Raw genomic sequence first — 18913 nt, forward strand, 5'->3', positions numbered from 1 at the left:
TAGGAAAGGTTAAGCCATGTACAAGGTTGCGTTGAACTTCGCTGACGGCAAAACTCTGTTTTGCTCAGTACCGCCCAATGGCATTCTATTGGACGCGGCGCTCAAGTGCGGAATAAAAATCCCTCTGGATTGCCGTGAAGGGGTTTGCGCGACCTGTCAGGGCCGTTGCGAGTCTGGTAGCTACACGCAAGACTACGTGGATGAAGAAGCACTCTCCGAGCAAGATTTGGCTGAACGTAAAGTACTTTCCTGTCAGACAAGAGTGCTTTCCGACGCCTCGTTTTATTTTGACTTTGACTCAACCCTATGCGGAAACGAGGGAACCGCAGAAGTCACATCCACAGTGACTGAAGTTATCCAGATTTCAAACAGCACGGCTATTGTCAGAGTCGCAATCAACGCCGACCAACCAGTCCTGAACTATCTTCCAGGCCAATACGCACGCCTGAAAGTACCGGGTACAGAGCACAGTCGCTCATACTCGTTCGCTTGCGCACCCGGCAGCCGGAACTTGGAGTTTCTCGTTCGGCTCTTGCCGAGCGGCGTCATGACGGACTACGTACGTGACCGCTGCAAGGTCGGCGATACGATCAAAATGGAAGCCCCCCTTGGAGCTTTTTATCTGCGGCACATTGACCGGCCGGTGATCATGATTGCAGGTGGCACTGGGCTCTCTGCTTTCCTGGGCATGTTGGATCAACTGGCCAAAAAAGGCGGATCAGGCTTTCCCATACACCTGTTCTACGGCGTTCGGACCGAGCAGGACTTGTGTGAGCTCGCACGTATTGAGGCCTACAAAGCAAAGATCCCGGGGTTTGAGTTCACACCTGTTTTGAGCGATGCAAGCGAACAATGGAAGGGTCTGAAAGGATTTATCCCGGCTCACTTGGGAGAATACGAAACGGCTGACACGCCATTTGATATGTATATGTGCGGTCCTCCGCCCATGGTGGAATCTATCAAATCTTGGCAGACCGACAAAAAGCTTAGCTCGATCCGTATGTACTTTGAAAAGTTTACAGAAAGTAATACCTAACCAAAGCACCTCCGGGCGCCTGTTACGTTTTATGTTCGACCGCTATATGCGCGTAGGATTTCGTTATGTCCAGTTTTTCCTTAAAAGTTGAAAAAATTGAAAATTTGACTCAGCGCATTCGCCGTCTAGTGCTGATTTCGCCAGATAATGCGTCCCTGCCGAGATTCACACCGGGAGCCCATCTAGAGTTGCATATTCCTGGTGAACGCAAACAAAAACGTGCCTATTCAATAGTCAATTTTTCAGCTAGCGATCATTATGAGATTGCTGTGCAGCTAAATGATCAAAGCACGGGCGGTTCGAAATGGGTTCACAGCCTGGTTGAAGGTCAGGAGGTGGAAGTAGAGATTCCTAAGAATCATTTCCCTCTAGTGGCCGACGCCGAGCACTACCTGCTTATCGCTGGGGGCATCGGCATCACCCCCATACTGAGCATGGCACGTGCACTGGTTGAATCTCATCGGGACTTCACGCTGCATTACGCAGGTCGTGAAGCATCGAATATGGCTTATCTCACTGAGGTTCAATGCTTGGATAACAGCCAGTGCTGGATCAGTGGCGGTGACGTAGAGAAACGATTCCCTGCCGCAACAGTGCTGGCCAATCCCATTCCCAATAAGCATCTGTACATCTGCGGCCCCACTGCAATGATCACTTCAGTCATTCAGATCGCTCGCGATTTAGGCTGGCCCGAAGAACAACTACATTACGAGTTATTTGCCGGAACTCTGGAAGAAGAAGGCGATCAGGCATTTGAGGTCGAACTCCGCGCCAGCGGTATGACCTTGGCAGTAAATCCTGGGCAAAACTTGCTAGACGTCATGATCGAAGCTGGCCTGGACCCAATGTTCGATTGCCGCCGAGGGGACTGCGGTGTCTGCGTTACCCAGATTATTGATGGGGAGGCAGACCACCGAGATATCTGCCTTTCCGATCGTGAACGTGCAAGCGGATCGTTCTGCACATGTGTTTCCCGTGCCAAAACCGCCAAATTGGTACTGGACCTATAATCAGTAATGGAGACAACAATGATTCCAACAAATGAACAAATCGCGGACCTGATCCGAGAAGATAGTGTCCATAAGAGCGTTTATACAGACCCTATTTTATTTCAGCTCGAGATGGAGCGCATTTACGGCCACGCTTGGATCTATGTCGGTCACGAAAGCCAAGTGAAGAACCTTGGCGATTACCATACCACTCGTATCGGTGACCAAGACGTTGTGATGGTAAGGGCGCCAGACGGCAAGGTTAATGTCCACTACAACCGCTGCCCTCACAAGGGTGCTAAGCTGGTTGCTGACGGCGACGGTAACGTCGGCAAGTTCTTCCGTTGCCCTTATCACGCGTGGACTTTCAAGCTCGACGGATCGCATCTTTCTGCTCCGCTAAAAAGCGGATTCGAAGGCACCTGTTACGACCCTAAACATCCCGATTTCTCCATGGTGAGTGTGGCCCGGGTTGCTAATTATCGTGGCTTTATATTCGCCAGCCAAGCAGCATTTGGCGAAGATTTGAAAACGTTCCTGGGCGGAGTGGTCACGTCTATCGACAATATGTGTGACCGTTCCCCAATCGGTGAGTTGGAAGTAGCGGGCGGCATATTCCGCGTCCAGCAACGCTCCAACTGGAAAGTGTTCTACGAGAATCTGCATGACACGATGCACGCTCGCGTAACCCACGAATCATCTGTGGATGCGGCTCGCCAGGAAGCTAAATCCATCGGCGAAATGCCTTTCGAACTGCTGATCATGGACGGCAACGGTGAGCCGTATGATTTCTGGGAAAAACTGGAGCTGCGCGCTTATCACAATGGTCATGGCTACATGGAAGCAATCTTCGATCCGGGCGCTGCTGAACGCGATGAGGTTTCCAAAGCCCATTTCGAATGCCTGAGCGAAGCTTACGGCGCAGAAAGGGCACGCGAAATCATGGGCATGAACCGCCACAACACCGTAATTTACGGTAGCGGATCGCCTCACACCGTATTCATGCAATTTCGTGTTATCCGCCCGGTTTCCGTCGACAAAACCATGGTGGAAATTCAGACGTTCCGTCCAAAGGGCGCACCAGACGTGGTCTTTGATCGTGCATTGACCTATGCCAACGTCATCAACTCGCCGTCCTCGAACGTAATGCCAGATGACGTTGAAGTCTATGCACGCTGCCAAGAGGGGAATATGACCCGCGGAGGCAACTGGATCAGCATGCATCGCTATGTTGGTACCGACAAGATTCTGGAAGACGGTGCAGTTTCTACCAATGGCACTAGCGAATTGCCGATGCGCAATCAATTCGCTGCCTGGAAAAAATTCATGACTGGAACCATCATCGCCAAGGAGAGCGGCAATGTTGCTTGACCGTAATTTCAACGTAAACACGACCGACCTGACTCTCACGCTTGTCGAAGAAGCAACAGTACGTTCGATCGAACAATTCATCTACCGAGAGGCTCGCTTGCTCGATACCTGGAAGTTCTGGGAGTGGGACAAACTATTCACCGATGACGGCATGTACTGGGTGCCGCATAAGCACAATCAAGCCAACCCGTTTGACCACATCTCTCTGTTCTGGGAGAACAGGATGCTCCGGGAAACCCGTATCCGCCGGGTCGAGAATGTTCGCAACTGGTCACAACAACCTCAGACCCAAACCGCCCACTTGGTAGGTAACGTCTGCATCGAAGGTTTGGACGAGGATGACTGTCTGGTGGTCAGTGCCAGTTTCCAAGCAACCGAGTGGCGGCTTGATCAGCGTCAACTCGCAGGGCGCTACACCTACAAACTGATCGGCAATAAAGTCGATGGATGGAAGATCAAGCTGAAACGTGTCGACCTGGTCAACTGCAACGACGTCTTCGCCAACCTCGAGGTGTTCGTTTGATGGATCGGCCGGTCGTCATTGCGCTCCATTACCAGAACGACGTCCTGCACGCTGACGGTCGCATCAAGGTAGGTATGGACACCGACGGGGAAGGTCGGGCGAATCTCATCGCAGCTGCGGGGAAGCTTCTACGGGGCGCGCGAAAAAACGACTGGCCCATCATTCATGCCCGCGTCGCTTACTGCGGTAATTATTCTGACCTGATCGCCAACGCACCAATTCTCGAAAACGTGAGAAAAATCGGTGCGGTGATAGACGGGTCTTGGGGTGCAGAGTTTCTCGAGGTTTTGAGCCCCCATGAAAACGGCAATGAATACGTCGTTACGCACAAACGGATCAATGCGTTCTATGGCACTCATGCCGAGGCTTTGCTAACGATGCTTGGTGCTCGGACGTTGATCATTGCCGGCGTTGCCACTCACTCGGTCGTAGAAAGCACAGTTCGACATGCAGTGGACTGCGGTTACAAGGTGATGGTGCCGTCCGACGCTTGCTCGTCTGCAGATCCTTCAGCGCATCAGGCATCGCTTAATAGCATGAGCCTAATTGCACGAATCACCAGCGTCCGCCAATTGATGGAGTCATTGGTATGAGTCTTGAAGGCAAAGTTGCGATTGTTACCGGCAGCACTCAAGGTCTAGGCCTGGATATCGCTAAAGTTTTGCTCGCTCAGGGCGCCGAGGTGATGCTGGTAGGCAGAAATGCCGAAGCCGGTCGTCGATTGAGCGAGGAGTTGGGCCCGTGTGCGTCTTATACAGAGTGTGATGTTGAAAACGATGAAGACATTGATAGGTGTATTGATAACACCATCAATCAATTCGGCAAGATCGACATCCTCATCAATAATGCATGCATCTACGCAGACAACGGAATCGCTTCTTCCAGGGACGAATGGCACAAGAGTTTGAATGTCAACATTGTTTCTTCTGCGATGTTCGTCCAGAAGGTTTCCTCGCTTCTACGATCTGGGAGCACGATCATCAACATCACCAGCACCGGCGGCAAGTTCGGTGCCGCTGGCAGGGCGCTTTATCCTGCGTCCAAAGCAGCGATGCTGCAGTTGACCAAAAATTTTGCGGTTAGCCTCGCCCCCCAGGGTACCCGGGTACTCAGCGTATCACCGGCTTGGACTTGGTCACCGAGTGTTGCATCACTGACGAATAACGATATCGCTTTGGCCGACAAGGTCGGCGCGGATTTCCATCCTCTTGGCCGCGTAGGTCGGGGCGAGGAAATCGGGAACGTTGTGGCTTTCCTATGTAGCGCAGGCGCTTCCTGGATGACAGGCGTCGATGTGCCGGTTGATGGCGGCTTCTCGATCCTTGGGCCGGACCGGGGTTTGTCGCCAAAGGTCTGGTTCCAACTTCATTCTGAGTAATTCATTTTTAAGGGGCATTCCAGATGGGTGAGTTCGTTGCTATCCAAACTTTGGATAAACAAAATACCTTTCGCGGTTACCTTGCAGTACCCGCGAGCGGAAAAGGCCCTGGGCTGGTACTAGGCCAGGAAATTTTCGGTGTTAACGCCAACATGCGCGCCGTCGCCGACTTGTATGCAGAGGAAGGCTATGTTGTCCTCGTCCCCGATCTCTTCTGGAGGTTGGAGCGCGACGTAGACCTGGGCTACACGCAAGAAGACTTCACCAAGGCGATTGATCTGTTTCAACGCATGGATGTGGGCCGGGCCGTCGACGACATTGCTGCCAGCTTCGTCAAACTGGAAACACTCGACCAAGTCGAAGGCGACGGGTTGGGCTACGTGGGATTCTGCATGGGCGGGAAGTTGGCCTATCTGACGGCTACCCGGACGAAAGCAGCTTGCTCCGTTGGTTTTTATGGGATGGGCATAGAAAGCTACCTCGATGAAGCCAATCAAATATCGGGGCGCCTAGTCCTGCACTTTGCCGAAAACGACGTTTACTGCGATGCTGATGCGCGTGCTCATATCTCCACGGCGCTCAAGTCCAACAAGAGTGCCGAGGTCTACGTCTACCCCAATGTCGACCACGCTTTCGCTCGTGTTGGCAGCGAACACTTCGATAAACCAGCCGCGTTAATGGCGCACGAACGCACCATCGCAGCGCTCAAGCGCGAGATTGGTCCGCAATTCAACTTGTCCGAGCTTTGGGACGAGCATGTAAAGCACGAGTTCGATACCCGCGACGTTCCTGCCACCATGGCAACCATGGTCGCAGAACCTTATGTGAACCATATCCCGACCATGACTGGCGGCGTTGGCAATAAGCAACTGAGCCGGTTCTACCAACACCACTTCGTCCATGGTAATCCGCCGGACATGAAGCTGATCCCGCTGTCTCGGACGGTTGGCGCGCTGCAAATTGTTGATGAGTTCATCATGTGCTTTACGCATACAACCGAAATCGACTGGCTTCTCCCTAACGTTGCACCGACTGGAAAATACGTCGAAATCCCGATGCTTGGCGTGGTCAGGTTCCGTGGCGACAAGCTATACCACGAGCACATTTACTGGGACCAGGCGAGCCTGCTGGTACAGGTAGGCCTGCTGAACCCCGAAGGGCTTCCGATTGCAGGTGTGATCACAGCGCAGAAACTGCTTGACGAAACACTGCCATCAAACACATTGATGGCGAACTGGAAAAAAAGCGAAAAAATCTGAGGCTTGGTTTTTCGGCTTCATCTCTGATCAACGCTTAAAAGACTGAAATTTCTCTGCCGATACGCCCAGAGAAATTCAACCTGGGCAACCCTAGACTCAAAGGCGGGCTGTTATGACTGACTTGGCCACAACGCAACTAAAAACCTATCATCCCTATATCAACGGCAAATCCTGGGAAAGTGCTGATCAACCTGAGCAGGTTGTCGTCAATCCCTACAATCAACAGGCGCTGGCACTTGTAAAACTCGCGACTGCTGCAGACATCGATGTGGCTATCGCTGCGGCATATGAGGCGCAGAAAACCTGGGGTAAAACTCTGGCCAAGGAGCGTGAGGCTATCCTTTGCCGCGCTGCTGACATTATCGAGCGACGCCGCAGCGACATCGTAAATATCCTGATCCAAGAAGGAGGCAACGTCTTCGGAAAAGCCATGTTCGAATGTGATTATATGGTGAGTACCTTCCGGATCGCCGCTGGGCAAGCACGTGACGTTCGTGGCGAGACGATGCCTGCTGACGGACCGGGGCGTATTTCCATGTCCTTCCGGCAGCCGCTTGGCGTCATTGCAGGTGTAGGGCCGTTTAATGCCCCGTTGCTGCTGAACGGGAAAAAGCTGGCTCCTGCGCTCGCAGCAGGTAACGCGTTTTTGCTTAAGCCAGCTCCGCAGACTCCTCTTATCGGCTTGATGTTTGCCGAAATCCTCGAGGAAGCAGGGCTGCCGCCAGGCGTATTCAATGTCCTGCCGACCACAAACGAAGCATTAGGTGACAAATTCTTTTCTGAGAAACGAGTGAAGATGGTGACCTTCACTGGTTCAGCCAAAGTCGGCCAGTACCTTTCCGAACTGGCTGGTAAATTTCAAAAACGAATCGTGCTGGAGTTGGGTGGCAAAAGCCCGATCGTGATTCTCAAAGACGCAGATCTCGAATACGCGGTCCGTGCGGCGGCATTCGGCATTTTCTTCAACCAAGGTCAGGTCTGTATGGCCAACTCCCGGATCGTCGTTGAAGAGCCCATTTACGAGAAGTTCTGCAGCGCCTTCGCTGAAAAAGTTCGGACAATTCGTTGTGGGGATCCCACCGACCCTTCGACCATCATCGGTCCGCTTATCAATGCACGCCAATGTGAATTCATCAAAGGCCAGATCGATGATGCAGTGTCGAAAGGCGCTACGCTGCTGACAGGTGGTGAATACAGTAAAAACTTGTTCCAGCCTTCGGTACTGATAAACGTCGAACCTTCGATGGCAGTTTACAACGAGGAAACTTTTGGTCCTTTGGTTTCTATCTACAAGGCTAAAGACTACGAACATGCTCTTGAATTGGCCAATGACACTTCCTATGGCCTCTCGTCGGGCATCGTTACCAACGATCTGCAAAAAGCATTCGACTTTGCGCTGCGTGTTGAAGCAGGCTCCGTGCATATCAACGACAACTCGTTTGACGATGATCCGAATGCTCCTTTCGGCGGTTTCAAAGACAGCGGCCATGGTAAGGAAAACGGTCGCTATTCTGTCCAAGACATGACCGAACTCAAATGGGTAACCCTGCAGATGGGAGAACGTGCCTTCCCTATCTAATAACACCAATTGCCCTACCTCTTCAGTAGGGCAATTTCTTATGTGTAAGACCCGCCCTTCGGGCACTGCTTGCGTACAACAACAATAAAGAAAAGGCAGGCTATTGAGACCCGCTTACTTTCGAATTTCGGATGACATTCGATGTTTGGGTTTTTCCGTATCTGCCGTTCTGCTTTTGCCCCAAACTTATAAAGACGTTAACGGTAAAACCCATAACGGAGTGAGCACGATGGTCGAAACTAAAAAAAAGATTAGCGCACTGCTGTTTTGTACTGCACTACAAACGGCAGCAGAAGCTAATGCATACGAGCTGTATTCGTCAGACGAAGGGGCGTTGAATGCGGATGCCGAGTTGGCAGTCGGCATTTTTCATAGTCGCAAAAGTTATGGCCAGTCCAACACCACGACTGGCGGGAGTAAGGACTGGCAGGAGTCGTATGCAAAGTACGGCTTTAGCGGATGGGCCAGCACGGGCAAGGAATCACAGCGCGCATACGGTGCGCTTAACTGGTTATCAAGCGTGACTTTTGGTCAGGGTGATGCAGCTGGCTGGACTGATGGGACTGAGCGTACGACAAAAATTGAGGACGCTTACTTGGGTTGGAAATCAGGTGACAGCCTTTCGGCCTTGGGCAAGGACGGCCTGGACATTTCATTTGGTCGCCAGAACGTCATCATTGGTGACGGATTCCTTATCGCAGGCGACGCACTCAACATCGGGAAATCTTTTCTAGGGGGCTCTGTGAACCGTGGTGGAGCTTACTACCTCACGGGGCGCAAAGCCTTCGATGAAACGGCCGTACTCAAAATTGGAGGCGCACAGGACCTGCGTGGAGACCTTATGTGGCTCAAATCCGATAACCCTGCCCAAGGTAAAGCCGAGACCATCGCCGGCACGCTGGAAAACGTCACCGCTCTGGGGACCGTTGGGCTGACCTACCTGAAAGTAGTAGACACCGACCCTGCCTTCGACTTTTTGGACCGTGCTGGTACGAGGACAGTTTCTCTCAGAGGCCAAGGTAATCTGGGGAATCCAAACCTCTTACTCAGCGGCGAATACGCCAAGCAACATCGCAATGCACGAGACGAAAGAGCTTGGTACCTCGAGTCTGGCTGGAAGTTCTCCGAGGTGCCATGGCGTCCTACTGTGAGCTATCGATTCAGCCTTTTTTCAGAAGGATATGATCCGCTGTTCTATGGCAACGTCAGGGCGATAGGAACATGGTTTCAAGGTGAAGTCGCTAGTAATTACTCAGGCCCCTTCAGTACAAATACCCGCATCCACCAGCTTGGGCTGACGCTTACACCGGCGGACAGTGTAACCCTGGGTGTCCTCGCCTATCGTTTCGAAACGTTGAGTAAAACCGCAGGCGTATTCGAAAATCAGGATGGTAACGAACTAGACGTTTATGCGATGTGGCAGATGAATGAGCATCTGTCAGCCATTCCTCTGATCGGAATCTACAAGCCTGAAAAAGACATCGACAACGGCGGCTCTCAGCTAGACGACAGTCGTACCAATGTTTACGCACAACTTCTTTTTCAGGCCAAGTTCTAACTCTCGAACAACGCGCGCCCGGCACCTGCCGGGCAGCCGCAAGTGGATTAATGCCATTCCAAATACAGACGCCGCTTTACTAGACGGACGTCCATCACCACTCCCAAATTGGCGATCATGACTATGGCCCGAACATTGTCCATAAGGCTAAAAATCATCACCCTGGCAGGTGTGTCCATTGACCTGCCAAGAGATGTGCTGTTCGCAGACTCTATCAGGATTCAGGCGACATTGAGCAAGGCTCAGCGAGATGGAACCTTCGCTACTTTGTTGATCGCAGCCGTAGCCGGTCTGATAGGCATAATATTGCTCTGGCTCACAGCATCAGGTGTGACACGCCCCGTCAATAAGGTCGCCGGTATGCTCGAAGACATTGCAAGTGGCGAAGGCGATCTGACTCAGCGCCTGCACTACCCGCGGCACGACGAACTTGGCGCTTTAACGGGCAATTTCAACAAGTTCCTGGATAAGCTTCAGCCCATCGTCGCGGATATCAAAACCAGCATCACCAATGCGCGCGAGACGGCAGACGAGTCATCCCTGATCGCGCAAAAGACCAGTGAGGGGATGCAACTGCAAAATCGAGAGATCGAGCAGGTCGCAACCGCTTCAAACGAGATGAGCGCGACGGCGCATGAGGTCGCCGCAAGCGCCGCTGGCGCGGCATCCGCCGCGAAGAATGCCGAAGTTTCTGCACGAACCGGGAAGGACGTCATGACCCGCAGCACTCAAGGTATTAAGGCTCTGGCAGATGAGGTCGGGAAGGCGATCGCGCAGGTTGAGACCTTAGCCGAAACCAGTGAACAAATCGGCGTGATACTCAATGTCATCCGCAGCATTGCCGAACAGACCAATCTACTTGCACTCAATGCCGCAATCGAAGCCGCTCGCGCTGGCGAAAGCGGACGCGGGTTCGCAGTTGTGGCGGATGAGGTCCGCAGCCTTGCCAAGCGTACCCAGGACTCGGTTGAGGAAATTCGTCATGTTATTGAGCTCATCCATGGAAGCACTCGCGAAGTAGTGGCTACAATGCACTCCAGCCGGGACCAAGCGCAGGCGAACGCCGAACAGGTCGTTCAAGTGTCCCAGGCATTGGCGCAAATAAGCGATGCCGTCGGCGTGATCACCGAAATGAACCTCCAGATTGCAAGCGCGGCTGAAGAGCAAAGTGCCGTGGCAGAGGAAGTAAATCGGAACGTGGCGGCGATTAGTACAGTCACCGAACAACTGGCAGAACAGGCAACGGAGAGCGCCAGGGTAAGCGGCAAGCTGAACGCGTTGGCTAGCCATCAATGCGCCTGGTTGAGCAGTTCAAGGTGTGAGGCAGCTATGCTCTTGCAGTATGTGACTAACGAGTAAATTCTGAATTTTGTCATCGACTATCTCGATCTTGGCTATGTACTTTCGCCTTGAAGCGAATGGGTCAAGACCGATGCAGTCTATGGCCAAACCCATTGCAAATAGCCGGTCAGCGCGGGCACCGACCATAGCTACACCGTCGCCAAGGGCCAATACATTCAGGTGCTCGACGTTGCCGGACGGCAGTGCTCGGACTTCGTTGCCTTTGACCGCCGCGCATTTGGACCGGGGCATCGAGCTGCAGCTGGACCAGACCGTCACCCGCACCCTCAACGGCAGCGCGTACCCGGCACCAGGGTTGTTCGGCAAGTTCTTCGACCGACGCCTGCAACGCATGCTGGAAGTGGTGCAGGACACCGTCGGCCGCCACGACGCCTTCCCTCGCCTGGGCCGCCCGCTACTACGAAAGCCACGGTAATTTCGGGCACGACAACTGCAACGACAACCTTAGCCGCGTGCTGGCCGCCCACTGGGTTCAAGCGCGGGAAGGCTGCCCTGCGATCAACTTTTTCTTCAACACCGCCATCGATGCCCATCAGCAGATGACTTTGGATGAACTGTGGTCGCGGCCCGGCGATTACGTATTGCTCAAAGCGATGACCAACTTGGTGTGCGGCAGTTCGTCCTGCCGCGATGACATCGACCCGGCCAATGGCTAGGAGCCGACCGACATTCATATCCGCGTCCACAGCGAAAAGGAGCGCCTTGCCCTCGCCATGAGCACTCGTAGCACGGCCGACTCTCACAATCGCTTACAGCGCAAAAACCGTGCTACGAACGAGGCCAGCCGCCGCTACAGTTGTAATGCGCGTATCAGGAGCAGCCATGGTAGTCATCGCTGTCGTCCTCATGTACGAACACTTCGTCGGCTAACCGTCCTCAAGGTTACAAGGGAGATCTGAAGTTTGTGCATCCTAGACGAAACTGTCGAAATTACTCAGCGCAATCAGAGACTCGAATAACTTCACCTAAGTGAAGGACCCCATTTCCAATGCATTTCAAGTGTAACGCACAGAGCCGCGAGCAGCAAGTAACGAGCCCGCTGGGATTGAACTGTGAGTCGATCTCAGGAGACGGAATTTTTTTATTAAAGCTCGCGATTTCAAGAGAAGATTTTCGATGCTTTTTGATAACTTAGGTCATTGCTTTCGCTAGGCTATGAGCGCACTTGTGAAAAGCAGTCTGCTTATCGATTCGGTTCTGAGACTCTTGGAGGTCGGCTCGTAGGTGCCGGCGCGCACCCACATTGCTCGAAGGACAGTGCTCAAATTAATCAAAAAGATCATCAATTTTCTTCGGAGGATAATCTCGTTGGACGCCACCCTGTCGTTTAGAGAAAGCGTCCAAGCTCGGCTCTTACCGAGACTACGACTCAAGTGCGCGCACGCGTTCGCGGCGGTGCGGCTCGTTCAGCACTTCAGTTTGCTGTAGCGTGAAATCGAAGTCGATTTCTGCAAACCGGCCTACGACTCCGTACGCTGCCGCAGCGGTCTGGTCCTCACTGAAACGGATTTGCGCCACTAGCTCATCACGGGTGGCATACGCGAAATCGTCATAGAGGTACTTATCGCCTGCCAAATTGATCTGGGTAGTAAGATGCCGATGGCCGGCCGCCGAGATGAAGAAGTCAATATGCGCTGGGCGCTGACCGTGGCGTCCCAGTTAATCGAGCAGTTGCTGGGTCGGACCGACTGGTGGGCAGCCGTATTCCGATGGCACGATACTGCGGAAGCGATAAAGGCCATCGACATTTGTAACAATGCGTCGGCGGAGGTTGAATTCCGACTGGCTCGGGCCAAAGTACGAGTAAGTGCCACCGGTATTGGCCTGCCAAACATCGACTATCGCGCCCGCCAACGGTTTTTCGTCGACATCCACCATCCGCCCTTTCATGAACAGTGGGGTGCCTGGGTCGGTACCATCGTCCAGCCGTGCTTCCACGTCGCATCTGCTGGTCCACGATAAGGGCGGCAAGGTGCGCTACCTACCCATGCACCCGGTCGCACCAGACTGTATCCATCCTTAACTAGAGCGCTCAGGATATGTGTTGGCCAACCCTAAAGCGCCGTTGTTTGTACTCTTGCGGCACTGGCCCAAAGGTCTTGTAGTAACAGCCAACGGCATCTAAACCCTGGTGGGGGCCTACGCGAAGAAAGCAGGCATCCAGGTTGAGGGGCTAGGCGTACACGGCTTACGTGCGACGGCGGCCACCAATGCCCTGGAGCACGAGGCGGATCTTGCCAAGGTCCAGGCTTGGTTGGGCCATACCAATATCAGCACGACCAGGCTCTACGATCGGCGGCAGAACCGGCCGGAGGATTCACCTACTTATAAGGTGAAATGTTGATAGGTCTGCCATGGAAACGCTGCACAGATAGCGCTGCCAGCGCTTGGCCTGGCAGCGGCGTTCGGCAACCTTTATTGAGCAGCAGTAATTGCCGCAAGCAGTTTTTTACCGCCCGCATTAGCGTCGGCCTTCGTGTCAGTCAAAAAATTCGTAACCACGTCAAACACGGCGCCCTGAACGGCTTGGGAGGTCGACATATTGAACGCCATACTCGGTGTAAGGGTGCCCGATCGCTCCGCCTCAGCAAAGTCCTTGGCCGAAGCCTGAGCGCAGCTATCAAACTTACTCATGTCCAAGCCCTTGATTACAGGAATGGAACCTTTGTTCTGGTTGAACGTGTATTGAAAGTCCGGCTCAAGCGCAACCTTGGCCAGATCATTGCGCGCAGCTATGTTACCCGGCGTGTTGTTATTTTCAGCAGGCTTGAACATGGCCAACGAGTCTATGGTGTAGCTGTATGAGCCTTGGGAGCCTGGGAAGGGCACACATTCGTAGTCAGTACCGGCATGCTTACCTGCTGCAGTCCATTCACTTTTGGCCCAGTCACCCATGATCTGCATACCTGCTTTACCGTTGATGACCTTGGCCGTTTCCAGGTTCCAGTCCTGACCGGAGCCGTTCGGGTCCAGATACCCTTGGACCTTGCGCAATGCGGCAAATACTTCAGCCATTTTCGGCCCGGTCAACGTGTCAGCATCCATGTCGATAAAGGCTTTCTTGAAGCCGTCAGCGCCCATAATGCTTACGACAAGATTTTCAAAAATCGTGGTGTCCTGCCAAGCCTGGCCACCGTGCGCGATGGCAATGAACCCCGCGGCCTTGAGTTTATCGCCGGCGGCGTAAAGCTCCTCAAGCGTAGCGGGCGCTTTGATCACACCGGCTTGTTTGAGCACGGCAGGATTAATCCATAGCCAATTGATACGGTGGATATTGACCGGCACCGCGACGTAGTGCCCGTCGTACTTCATGTTATCGGCCACCGCCTTGGGCAGCAGATCGTCCCAGTGATTGGCCCTTGCGACATCGTCAATACTGGTCAGCAAATTCAGCTTACCCCACTCCTGAATGTCTGGTCCCTTGATTTGGGCAGCCGAGGGAGGGTTACCTGAAACTGCGCGAGTCTTCAAGACCGTCATCGCCGCACCGCCGCCGCCCCCCGCTACGGCACCGTCCTTCCAGGTAAAGCCATCGTTTTCAATGATTTTCCTGAGCACATCCACTGATTTGGCTTCCCCCCCGGACGTCCAATAGTGCACGACCTCAACGGTTCCCTTGCTCTCGGCAGCCTGGACGACGGCGGGGAGCAGTGAAACCAGCGAAATAATCGAAGCGAGGCGGGTGAGTCGGTTCATAGCGTTACCTTTATTGTTTTTTGTGTGGTGTTGTAGCTTGCCTGGGGGAAACCGGTGTCGCTTATTCAAGCCCTAGCCCTGCACGGCCAATGGCATTCAGCCCTTCTTGAGTGAACCGATCTTTCCAGGATTTTTCGTAGTCCTCACGTGGGAAGTCATCGGGGGATGCCCCCCGTTCAAAAGCGCGAAACACGTCGTGAGCGTAGCGCTGGTTCTTGGGACACATCGGCGCTGCGGGTACATACATGACATTGCCCCAGCCTTGCTGGTTTTCGACCGGTGCAACACTATGAATTACATCGCAATGCCACCATACCGAATCCCCGGCCCGCACGTCGGGGATGGGCGTAAGCCCTTCTACCAGAAGTGGGTGCCATTTTGGGGACACCGGAAGCACCTTGCCCGGCACAACACCGCACAACTCATCTTCAGGCACGTCGTCGAGCAATGGCCTGAGTAGCATGTAGGCCATTGCTTTAGGGATTGGCAAGGTGTGCAAAACTCCTTGATCAGCCCCCATGTCAGAAAGGGCAGTCCACCCTTGGAAGGTACGGAATGCGGAACATTTGACCGTATCCTCGTAAGCATACTCATCCACCTCTGTGCGGAAGGCGGCGTCCCAAGGATCGTATGAAGCAAATTCATTGCTGTAGATCTTGTCGAACACTTTTAGGTAAGCAGGATGCAGCCACCGCTCCAGTGCACCGGAGTCGGTATGCGGGCCCAACCCTTTGGAGGTGGTTCCCGGCGGACGGCGGCGAACGCGATCAGGGTAGAGTGCGTTGACGTCCGGATTGAACCACTCCTGCCCCTGTGAGTTTGTCTTCCATAAACGGTTCAAAAACGACTGGGCTTTGCCCATGCGTTCATCCTGACGTAATTCCATCTGGGCCTTGGACCAATAGATAGGGAAGATCTCAGGCCGGGAGGCGTCCAGGTTGCCAAAAAATTGATCGACAGGACCTCTATAAACGCGGTCGAATTCATTCCTGTCCAGGTAATCCAAAAGGTCCTTTTCCCATGCCAGTACTTGATCCCTAGGAAAATGGTTTTTGATGACCATGCAGCCTCGGCGCTTGATGTGCGCTATCTGCGCCTCGGTAACTCTCCCTTGAGCAATATCCTCGAAGTCAAGTACTGGCCATCCTGACCCCGTCCTGGCCTCTTGGTCCTTGATTGAGGCGATCTCTGCGCGAATAAAATCACTGACCTCGGCAAACAACGCGTCTAGGTCGCCGATCTGGGACCGTAGTGCGCGCTTCATCCTGATGATGCTATCTCTGTAATCTTCTGGAAGGACAGCAGATTCAAAAGATTGATACTTGCTCATGATAGGACCTGTTTTTTGTTTTTCACACAGGTATAGAAGCACTTCCAGCTGCGTCACCGGCAGTGTCAATTGAGGCGAGTTCCAATACTATTGTGGCGTTGTAGCCTTGCAGACTGAAGCAATAAGCCTATCGGGCACACGGGTTCCTACAGAAATGGTGGCTATGCTGTCGGCGGAATTCCGAGGGTGTCAGCCCCTTAAGCGCTTTGAATTGGCGATTGAACAGCGCCTGCGAGGAGTAGCCAACCCGTTCGGCAATAAGAGAAATAGTTAAATTACCCTGCATCAGGAGCGCGCATGCATGGCCAATTCGTAAGCGCACAATATAATCCAGCGCAGTACAGCGCGTGTGCTTGCGAAACATCCGATGAAATGCCGAGACGCTGACGCATGCCATCGCTGCCAAATCGGGGATGCTGACCATGGTGGCGTAGTTCAGGTGCAGAAATTCCAGTACCCGATGAATACGATCGTCTTCTACAACCTTTTGGCAGGAGTGCATAGGTTGCGCAGGAAGAATCTGGGTAGCGTGGTTATCTTGGACCAATGTATTTAGCACGATGAGCAAGAACACTAGCCGTTCGGCAGGCTCCTGAGTCACCATCGCCTCGATCATTGGCCGTACTTGGCGTGATGCCCCTTCGCTAAACATAAGTGCGTTTTGAGCCGCAATCAGTAATGGGCGGATCGGGCCCATTTCAGGAAGCAAGCTCACCAGAGACTCAGCCCAGGCTTCAGAAAACCAGATCACCAGGGCGGTATGCGGTTGTCCTGTTCGGATCCGCTCAGAGGATGACCAGCTATGCGGAACATTTGGCCCTACCAAGACGAGATCGCCATCGTCGTAGCTGGCAACATTGCTGCTAATGTAACGATGACCTCGGCTGTTCAAGGTGAGCGTCAGCTCGTATTCAGGGTGATGGTGCCATTCGAAAGGAATGGCATGATCCAGCCTCCTGTTCAGGAATGTCCAGGAAGCATTAGCTTGGGTAGGCACTTTCTCAAAACTGGCTTTCATAGCGTATACTGCTCAATCAGTGTCCCCGCACGCCAGGATCTTATCAAAAATGCTTCGCACCGTAATGTCCTTTTGAACAAGCTTTGTCGAGGTGCCAGCATCTGAGCTTGTTGTGTCACATTATTTTTTACCAATCGGTAATATTGCCATCCGTGGCGATTCACATGGCGGCTATTAATGCTAAGTACGCTTAGAGACTACGCTTTCGTCAGTCTTGAAATGAATGCTCGGGCGCTGGAAACGTACCGGCAGCAACATCAGAAGCAAACGCCTGGGCGGCCTCCTGCAGTACGCCGCGCACATCAGCGTATTGTTTGACGAACCTCGGTAAACGTCCTCCCCGCAAGCCGGCCATGTCTTGCCATACCAGCACCTGGGCGTCGCACTCATTGCCGGCACCGATTCCCACAGTAGGGATACCTACCGCATGGGTGATTTTAGCGGCCACCTGGCTAGGCACCATTTCAATGAGCAGCCCGAAAGCTCCCGCTGACTCGAACGCGCGAGCGGTATTAATCAGCCGCTGAGCACCATCGCCACGCCCTTGTACCCGGAATCCTCCCAACTGATGCTCTGCCTGCGGCGTGAAACCGATATGAGCCATGACAGGGATGCCAGAAGACACGAGCTTTTCGACCTGGGGCATGATCTCAACGCCACCTTCAAGCTTTACCGCATGCGCTCCGCCTTCTTTCATAAAGCGCACCGCTGTGTGAAAACACTGCTCTGCACAAGCCTGGTAGGAGCCAAAAGGCAGGTCAGCGATAACGAGTGCCCTGTGTGTGGATCGGGTGACAGCCCGGACCAGAGGAATCATCTCATCAACCGTCACGGTCAGGGTAGAGTCGTAACCGAAGACGTTGTTGGAGGCCGAATCGCCGACCAGGAGAACCGGAATCCCGGCTGCATCGAAAATCTTGGCGGTGTACATGTCGTAGGCGGTCAACATTGCCCACCGTTGACCATTTTTCTTCATCTGCATCAGATGGGGAATTCTGATCCGGGGACCGCTAGCTGAATTGCTGCTGGTACCGTAGGGTAAGGTCTGTTCACTCATATTCATACCTTTTAGGCTAAGGACTGCTCAATGAGCAGAAGGAGGCCCACCACGATCATGGCTCCTCCGGAAAAATGGTTCACCAGCAAGGCACCACGCGGGCGAGCACGGAGTATCACTTCGGAGCCGAAACCGACCAAGAGGTAAATCACAGCGCAGCTGAAGGTATGCACCAGACCTAACATGACCATCTGTGCGGGGACAGGCCACGACGAATCCGGCTCCGTAAACTGTGGAAGCAGCGCCAGAAACAGCAAAAACACCTTCGGGTTCAGCCCGCTGATACAAGCTCCCTTGATAGCCCAGCGTAGACCCGAGCCCATGTCATCCGCTCCGGCCTCGGGAACGGACGGATGGCGAAGCACGTTTATGCCAAGCCAGATCAGGTAGCAGGCCCCCACCAAAGTCATTGCCATCATGACCCTCGGGAAGCTTGCGACAAGCCCTCCAACGCCCGCCGCAACGATCACCGTTGTCATTAAATGCCCACTTAAAAGGCCCGCTACAGCCGGCACAACGACACGACCCCGCATCCCGGCTGCGATGGCATAAGCCCAGTCCGCACCCGGAGTGATGACGAAGAGAAACGACACAGCCCAGAAAGCCGCAAAGGTACTAAAGCTCATCCTGTCTTCCGAGAAAAACCTCCCATCTGCCAACGCGGCGATGGCGAGTTCGTGCCGAAAGAATATCGAGAATAAACGGGTATTTTATTTTAACATTCGGCGTCTAACGCATGGGTATCGGGAGATTTCTC

14 protein-coding genes and 4 pseudogenes are annotated in these 18913 nt (G+C 53.5%); 12 read left to right on the forward strand and 6 right to left on the reverse strand.

All coding sequences use genetic code 11. The features are described from left to right. Positions 1-16: 16 nt before the first annotated feature. From antC to G7016_RS22825, 11 genes and pseudogenes are all read left to right on the forward strand, one after another. Entirely contained in the window at positions 17-1036 is a 1020-nt protein-coding gene (gene antC, locus G7016_RS22775) for an anthranilate 1,2-dioxygenase electron transfer component AntC (RefSeq protein WP_181117990.1), read from the forward strand. A gap of 65 nt (positions 1037-1101) precedes the next feature. Beyond that, a complete protein-coding gene (locus G7016_RS22780) occupies positions 1102-2046 on the forward strand; it encodes a PDR/VanB family oxidoreductase (protein WP_181117991.1) in 945 nt (314 codons plus the stop codon). An 18-nt stretch (positions 2047-2064) separates the two neighbouring features. Continuing rightward, the gene (locus tag G7016_RS22785) at positions 2065-3396 is read left to right on the forward strand and encodes an aromatic ring-hydroxylating dioxygenase subunit alpha (RefSeq protein WP_181117992.1); all 1332 of its coding nucleotides are present in this window, start codon (positions 2065-2067) and stop codon (positions 3394-3396) included. Continuing rightward, positions 3386-3919 carry an aromatic-ring-hydroxylating dioxygenase subunit beta gene (locus tag G7016_RS22790; RefSeq protein WP_181117993.1) on the forward strand — a complete coding sequence of 178 codons (534 nt, stop codon included), beginning with the start codon at positions 3386-3388 and terminating at the stop codon, positions 3917-3919. Before G7016_RS22785 ends, G7016_RS22790 begins: the two co-directional genes overlap by 11 nt. Then, complete coding sequence (locus G7016_RS22795; protein WP_181117994.1) at positions 3919-4512, forward strand: cysteine hydrolase family protein; 594 nt, start codon at positions 3919-3921, stop codon at positions 4510-4512. Before G7016_RS22790 ends, G7016_RS22795 begins: the two co-directional genes overlap by 1 nt. Continuing rightward, the gene (locus G7016_RS22800) at positions 4509-5297 is read left to right on the forward strand and encodes an SDR family oxidoreductase (protein ID WP_181117995.1); all 789 of its coding nucleotides are present in this window, start codon (positions 4509-4511) and stop codon (positions 5295-5297) included. The genes G7016_RS22795 and G7016_RS22800 overlap by 4 nt, the downstream gene beginning before the upstream one ends. Before the next feature lie 23 nt (positions 5298-5320). Next, positions 5321-6556 carry a dienelactone hydrolase family protein gene (locus tag G7016_RS22805; protein WP_181117996.1) on the forward strand — a complete coding sequence of 412 codons (1236 nt, stop codon included), beginning with the start codon at positions 5321-5323 and terminating at the stop codon, positions 6554-6556. 112 nt (positions 6557-6668) lie between these two features. Then, positions 6669-8135: an aldehyde dehydrogenase family protein gene (locus G7016_RS22810; RefSeq protein ID WP_181117997.1), complete on the forward strand. Its 1467-nt coding sequence runs from the start codon at positions 6669-6671 to the stop codon at positions 8133-8135. Between the two features lie 229 nt (positions 8136-8364). Then, complete coding sequence (locus tag G7016_RS22815) at positions 8365-9693, forward strand: alginate export family protein (protein WP_258195311.1); 1329 nt, start codon at positions 8365-8367, stop codon at positions 9691-9693. A gap of 168 nt (positions 9694-9861) precedes the next feature. Continuing rightward, positions 9862-11015 (forward strand): annotated as a pseudogene (locus G7016_RS22820) (methyl-accepting chemotaxis protein); the annotation flags it as partial. A gap of 145 nt (positions 11016-11160) precedes the next feature. Then, a pseudogene (locus G7016_RS22825) lies at positions 11161-11819 on the forward strand (DUF1989 domain-containing protein); the annotation flags it as partial. A 598-nt stretch (positions 11820-12417) separates the two neighbouring features. Here G7016_RS22825 and G7016_RS22830 read toward each other — a convergent pair. Then, positions 12418-12990 (reverse strand): annotated as a pseudogene (locus G7016_RS22830) (dioxygenase family protein); the annotation flags it as partial. On the opposite strand from G7016_RS22830, the pseudogene G7016_RS22835 reads away from it, so the two are divergent. Then, positions 12983-13399, forward strand: a pseudogene (locus G7016_RS22835) (tyrosine-type recombinase/integrase); the annotation flags it as partial. The pseudogenes G7016_RS22830 and G7016_RS22835 overlap by 8 nt on opposite strands. Positions 13400-13470: 71 nt before the next feature. Here G7016_RS22835 and G7016_RS22840 read toward each other — a convergent pair. The 5 genes from G7016_RS22840 to G7016_RS22860 all read right to left on the reverse strand — a co-directional run bounded on the left by G7016_RS22840 (position 13471) and on the right by G7016_RS22860 (position 18782). Next, positions 13471-14751, reverse strand: a complete 1281-nt coding sequence (locus G7016_RS22840) for an ABC transporter substrate-binding protein (RefSeq protein ID WP_181117999.1) — start codon at positions 14749-14751, stop codon at positions 13471-13473. A gap of 61 nt (positions 14752-14812) precedes the next feature. Next, a complete protein-coding gene (locus G7016_RS22845) occupies positions 14813-16081 on the reverse strand; it encodes a DUF1479 domain-containing protein (protein WP_181118018.1) in 1269 nt (422 codons plus the stop codon). 127 nt (positions 16082-16208) lie between these two features. Beyond that, entirely contained in the window at positions 16209-17099 is an 891-nt protein-coding gene (locus tag G7016_RS22850) for a helix-turn-helix domain-containing protein (protein ID WP_181118000.1), read from the reverse strand. A gap of 208 nt (positions 17100-17307) precedes the next feature. Further along, on the reverse strand, positions 17308-18156 hold the full coding sequence (gene panB, locus G7016_RS22855) for a 3-methyl-2-oxobutanoate hydroxymethyltransferase (RefSeq protein WP_181118001.1): 849 nt from the start codon (positions 18154-18156) through the stop codon (positions 17308-17310). A gap of 11 nt (positions 18157-18167) precedes the next feature. Further along, complete coding sequence (locus tag G7016_RS22860) at positions 18168-18782, reverse strand: LysE family translocator (RefSeq protein WP_181118002.1); 615 nt, start codon at positions 18780-18782, stop codon at positions 18168-18170. Positions 18783-18913: the final 131 nt, after the last annotated feature.

It is taken from the genome of Pseudomonas japonica, assembly GCF_013522925.1.
GTDB lineage: Bacteria > Pseudomonadota > Gammaproteobacteria > Pseudomonadales > Pseudomonadaceae > Aquipseudomonas > Aquipseudomonas japonica_A.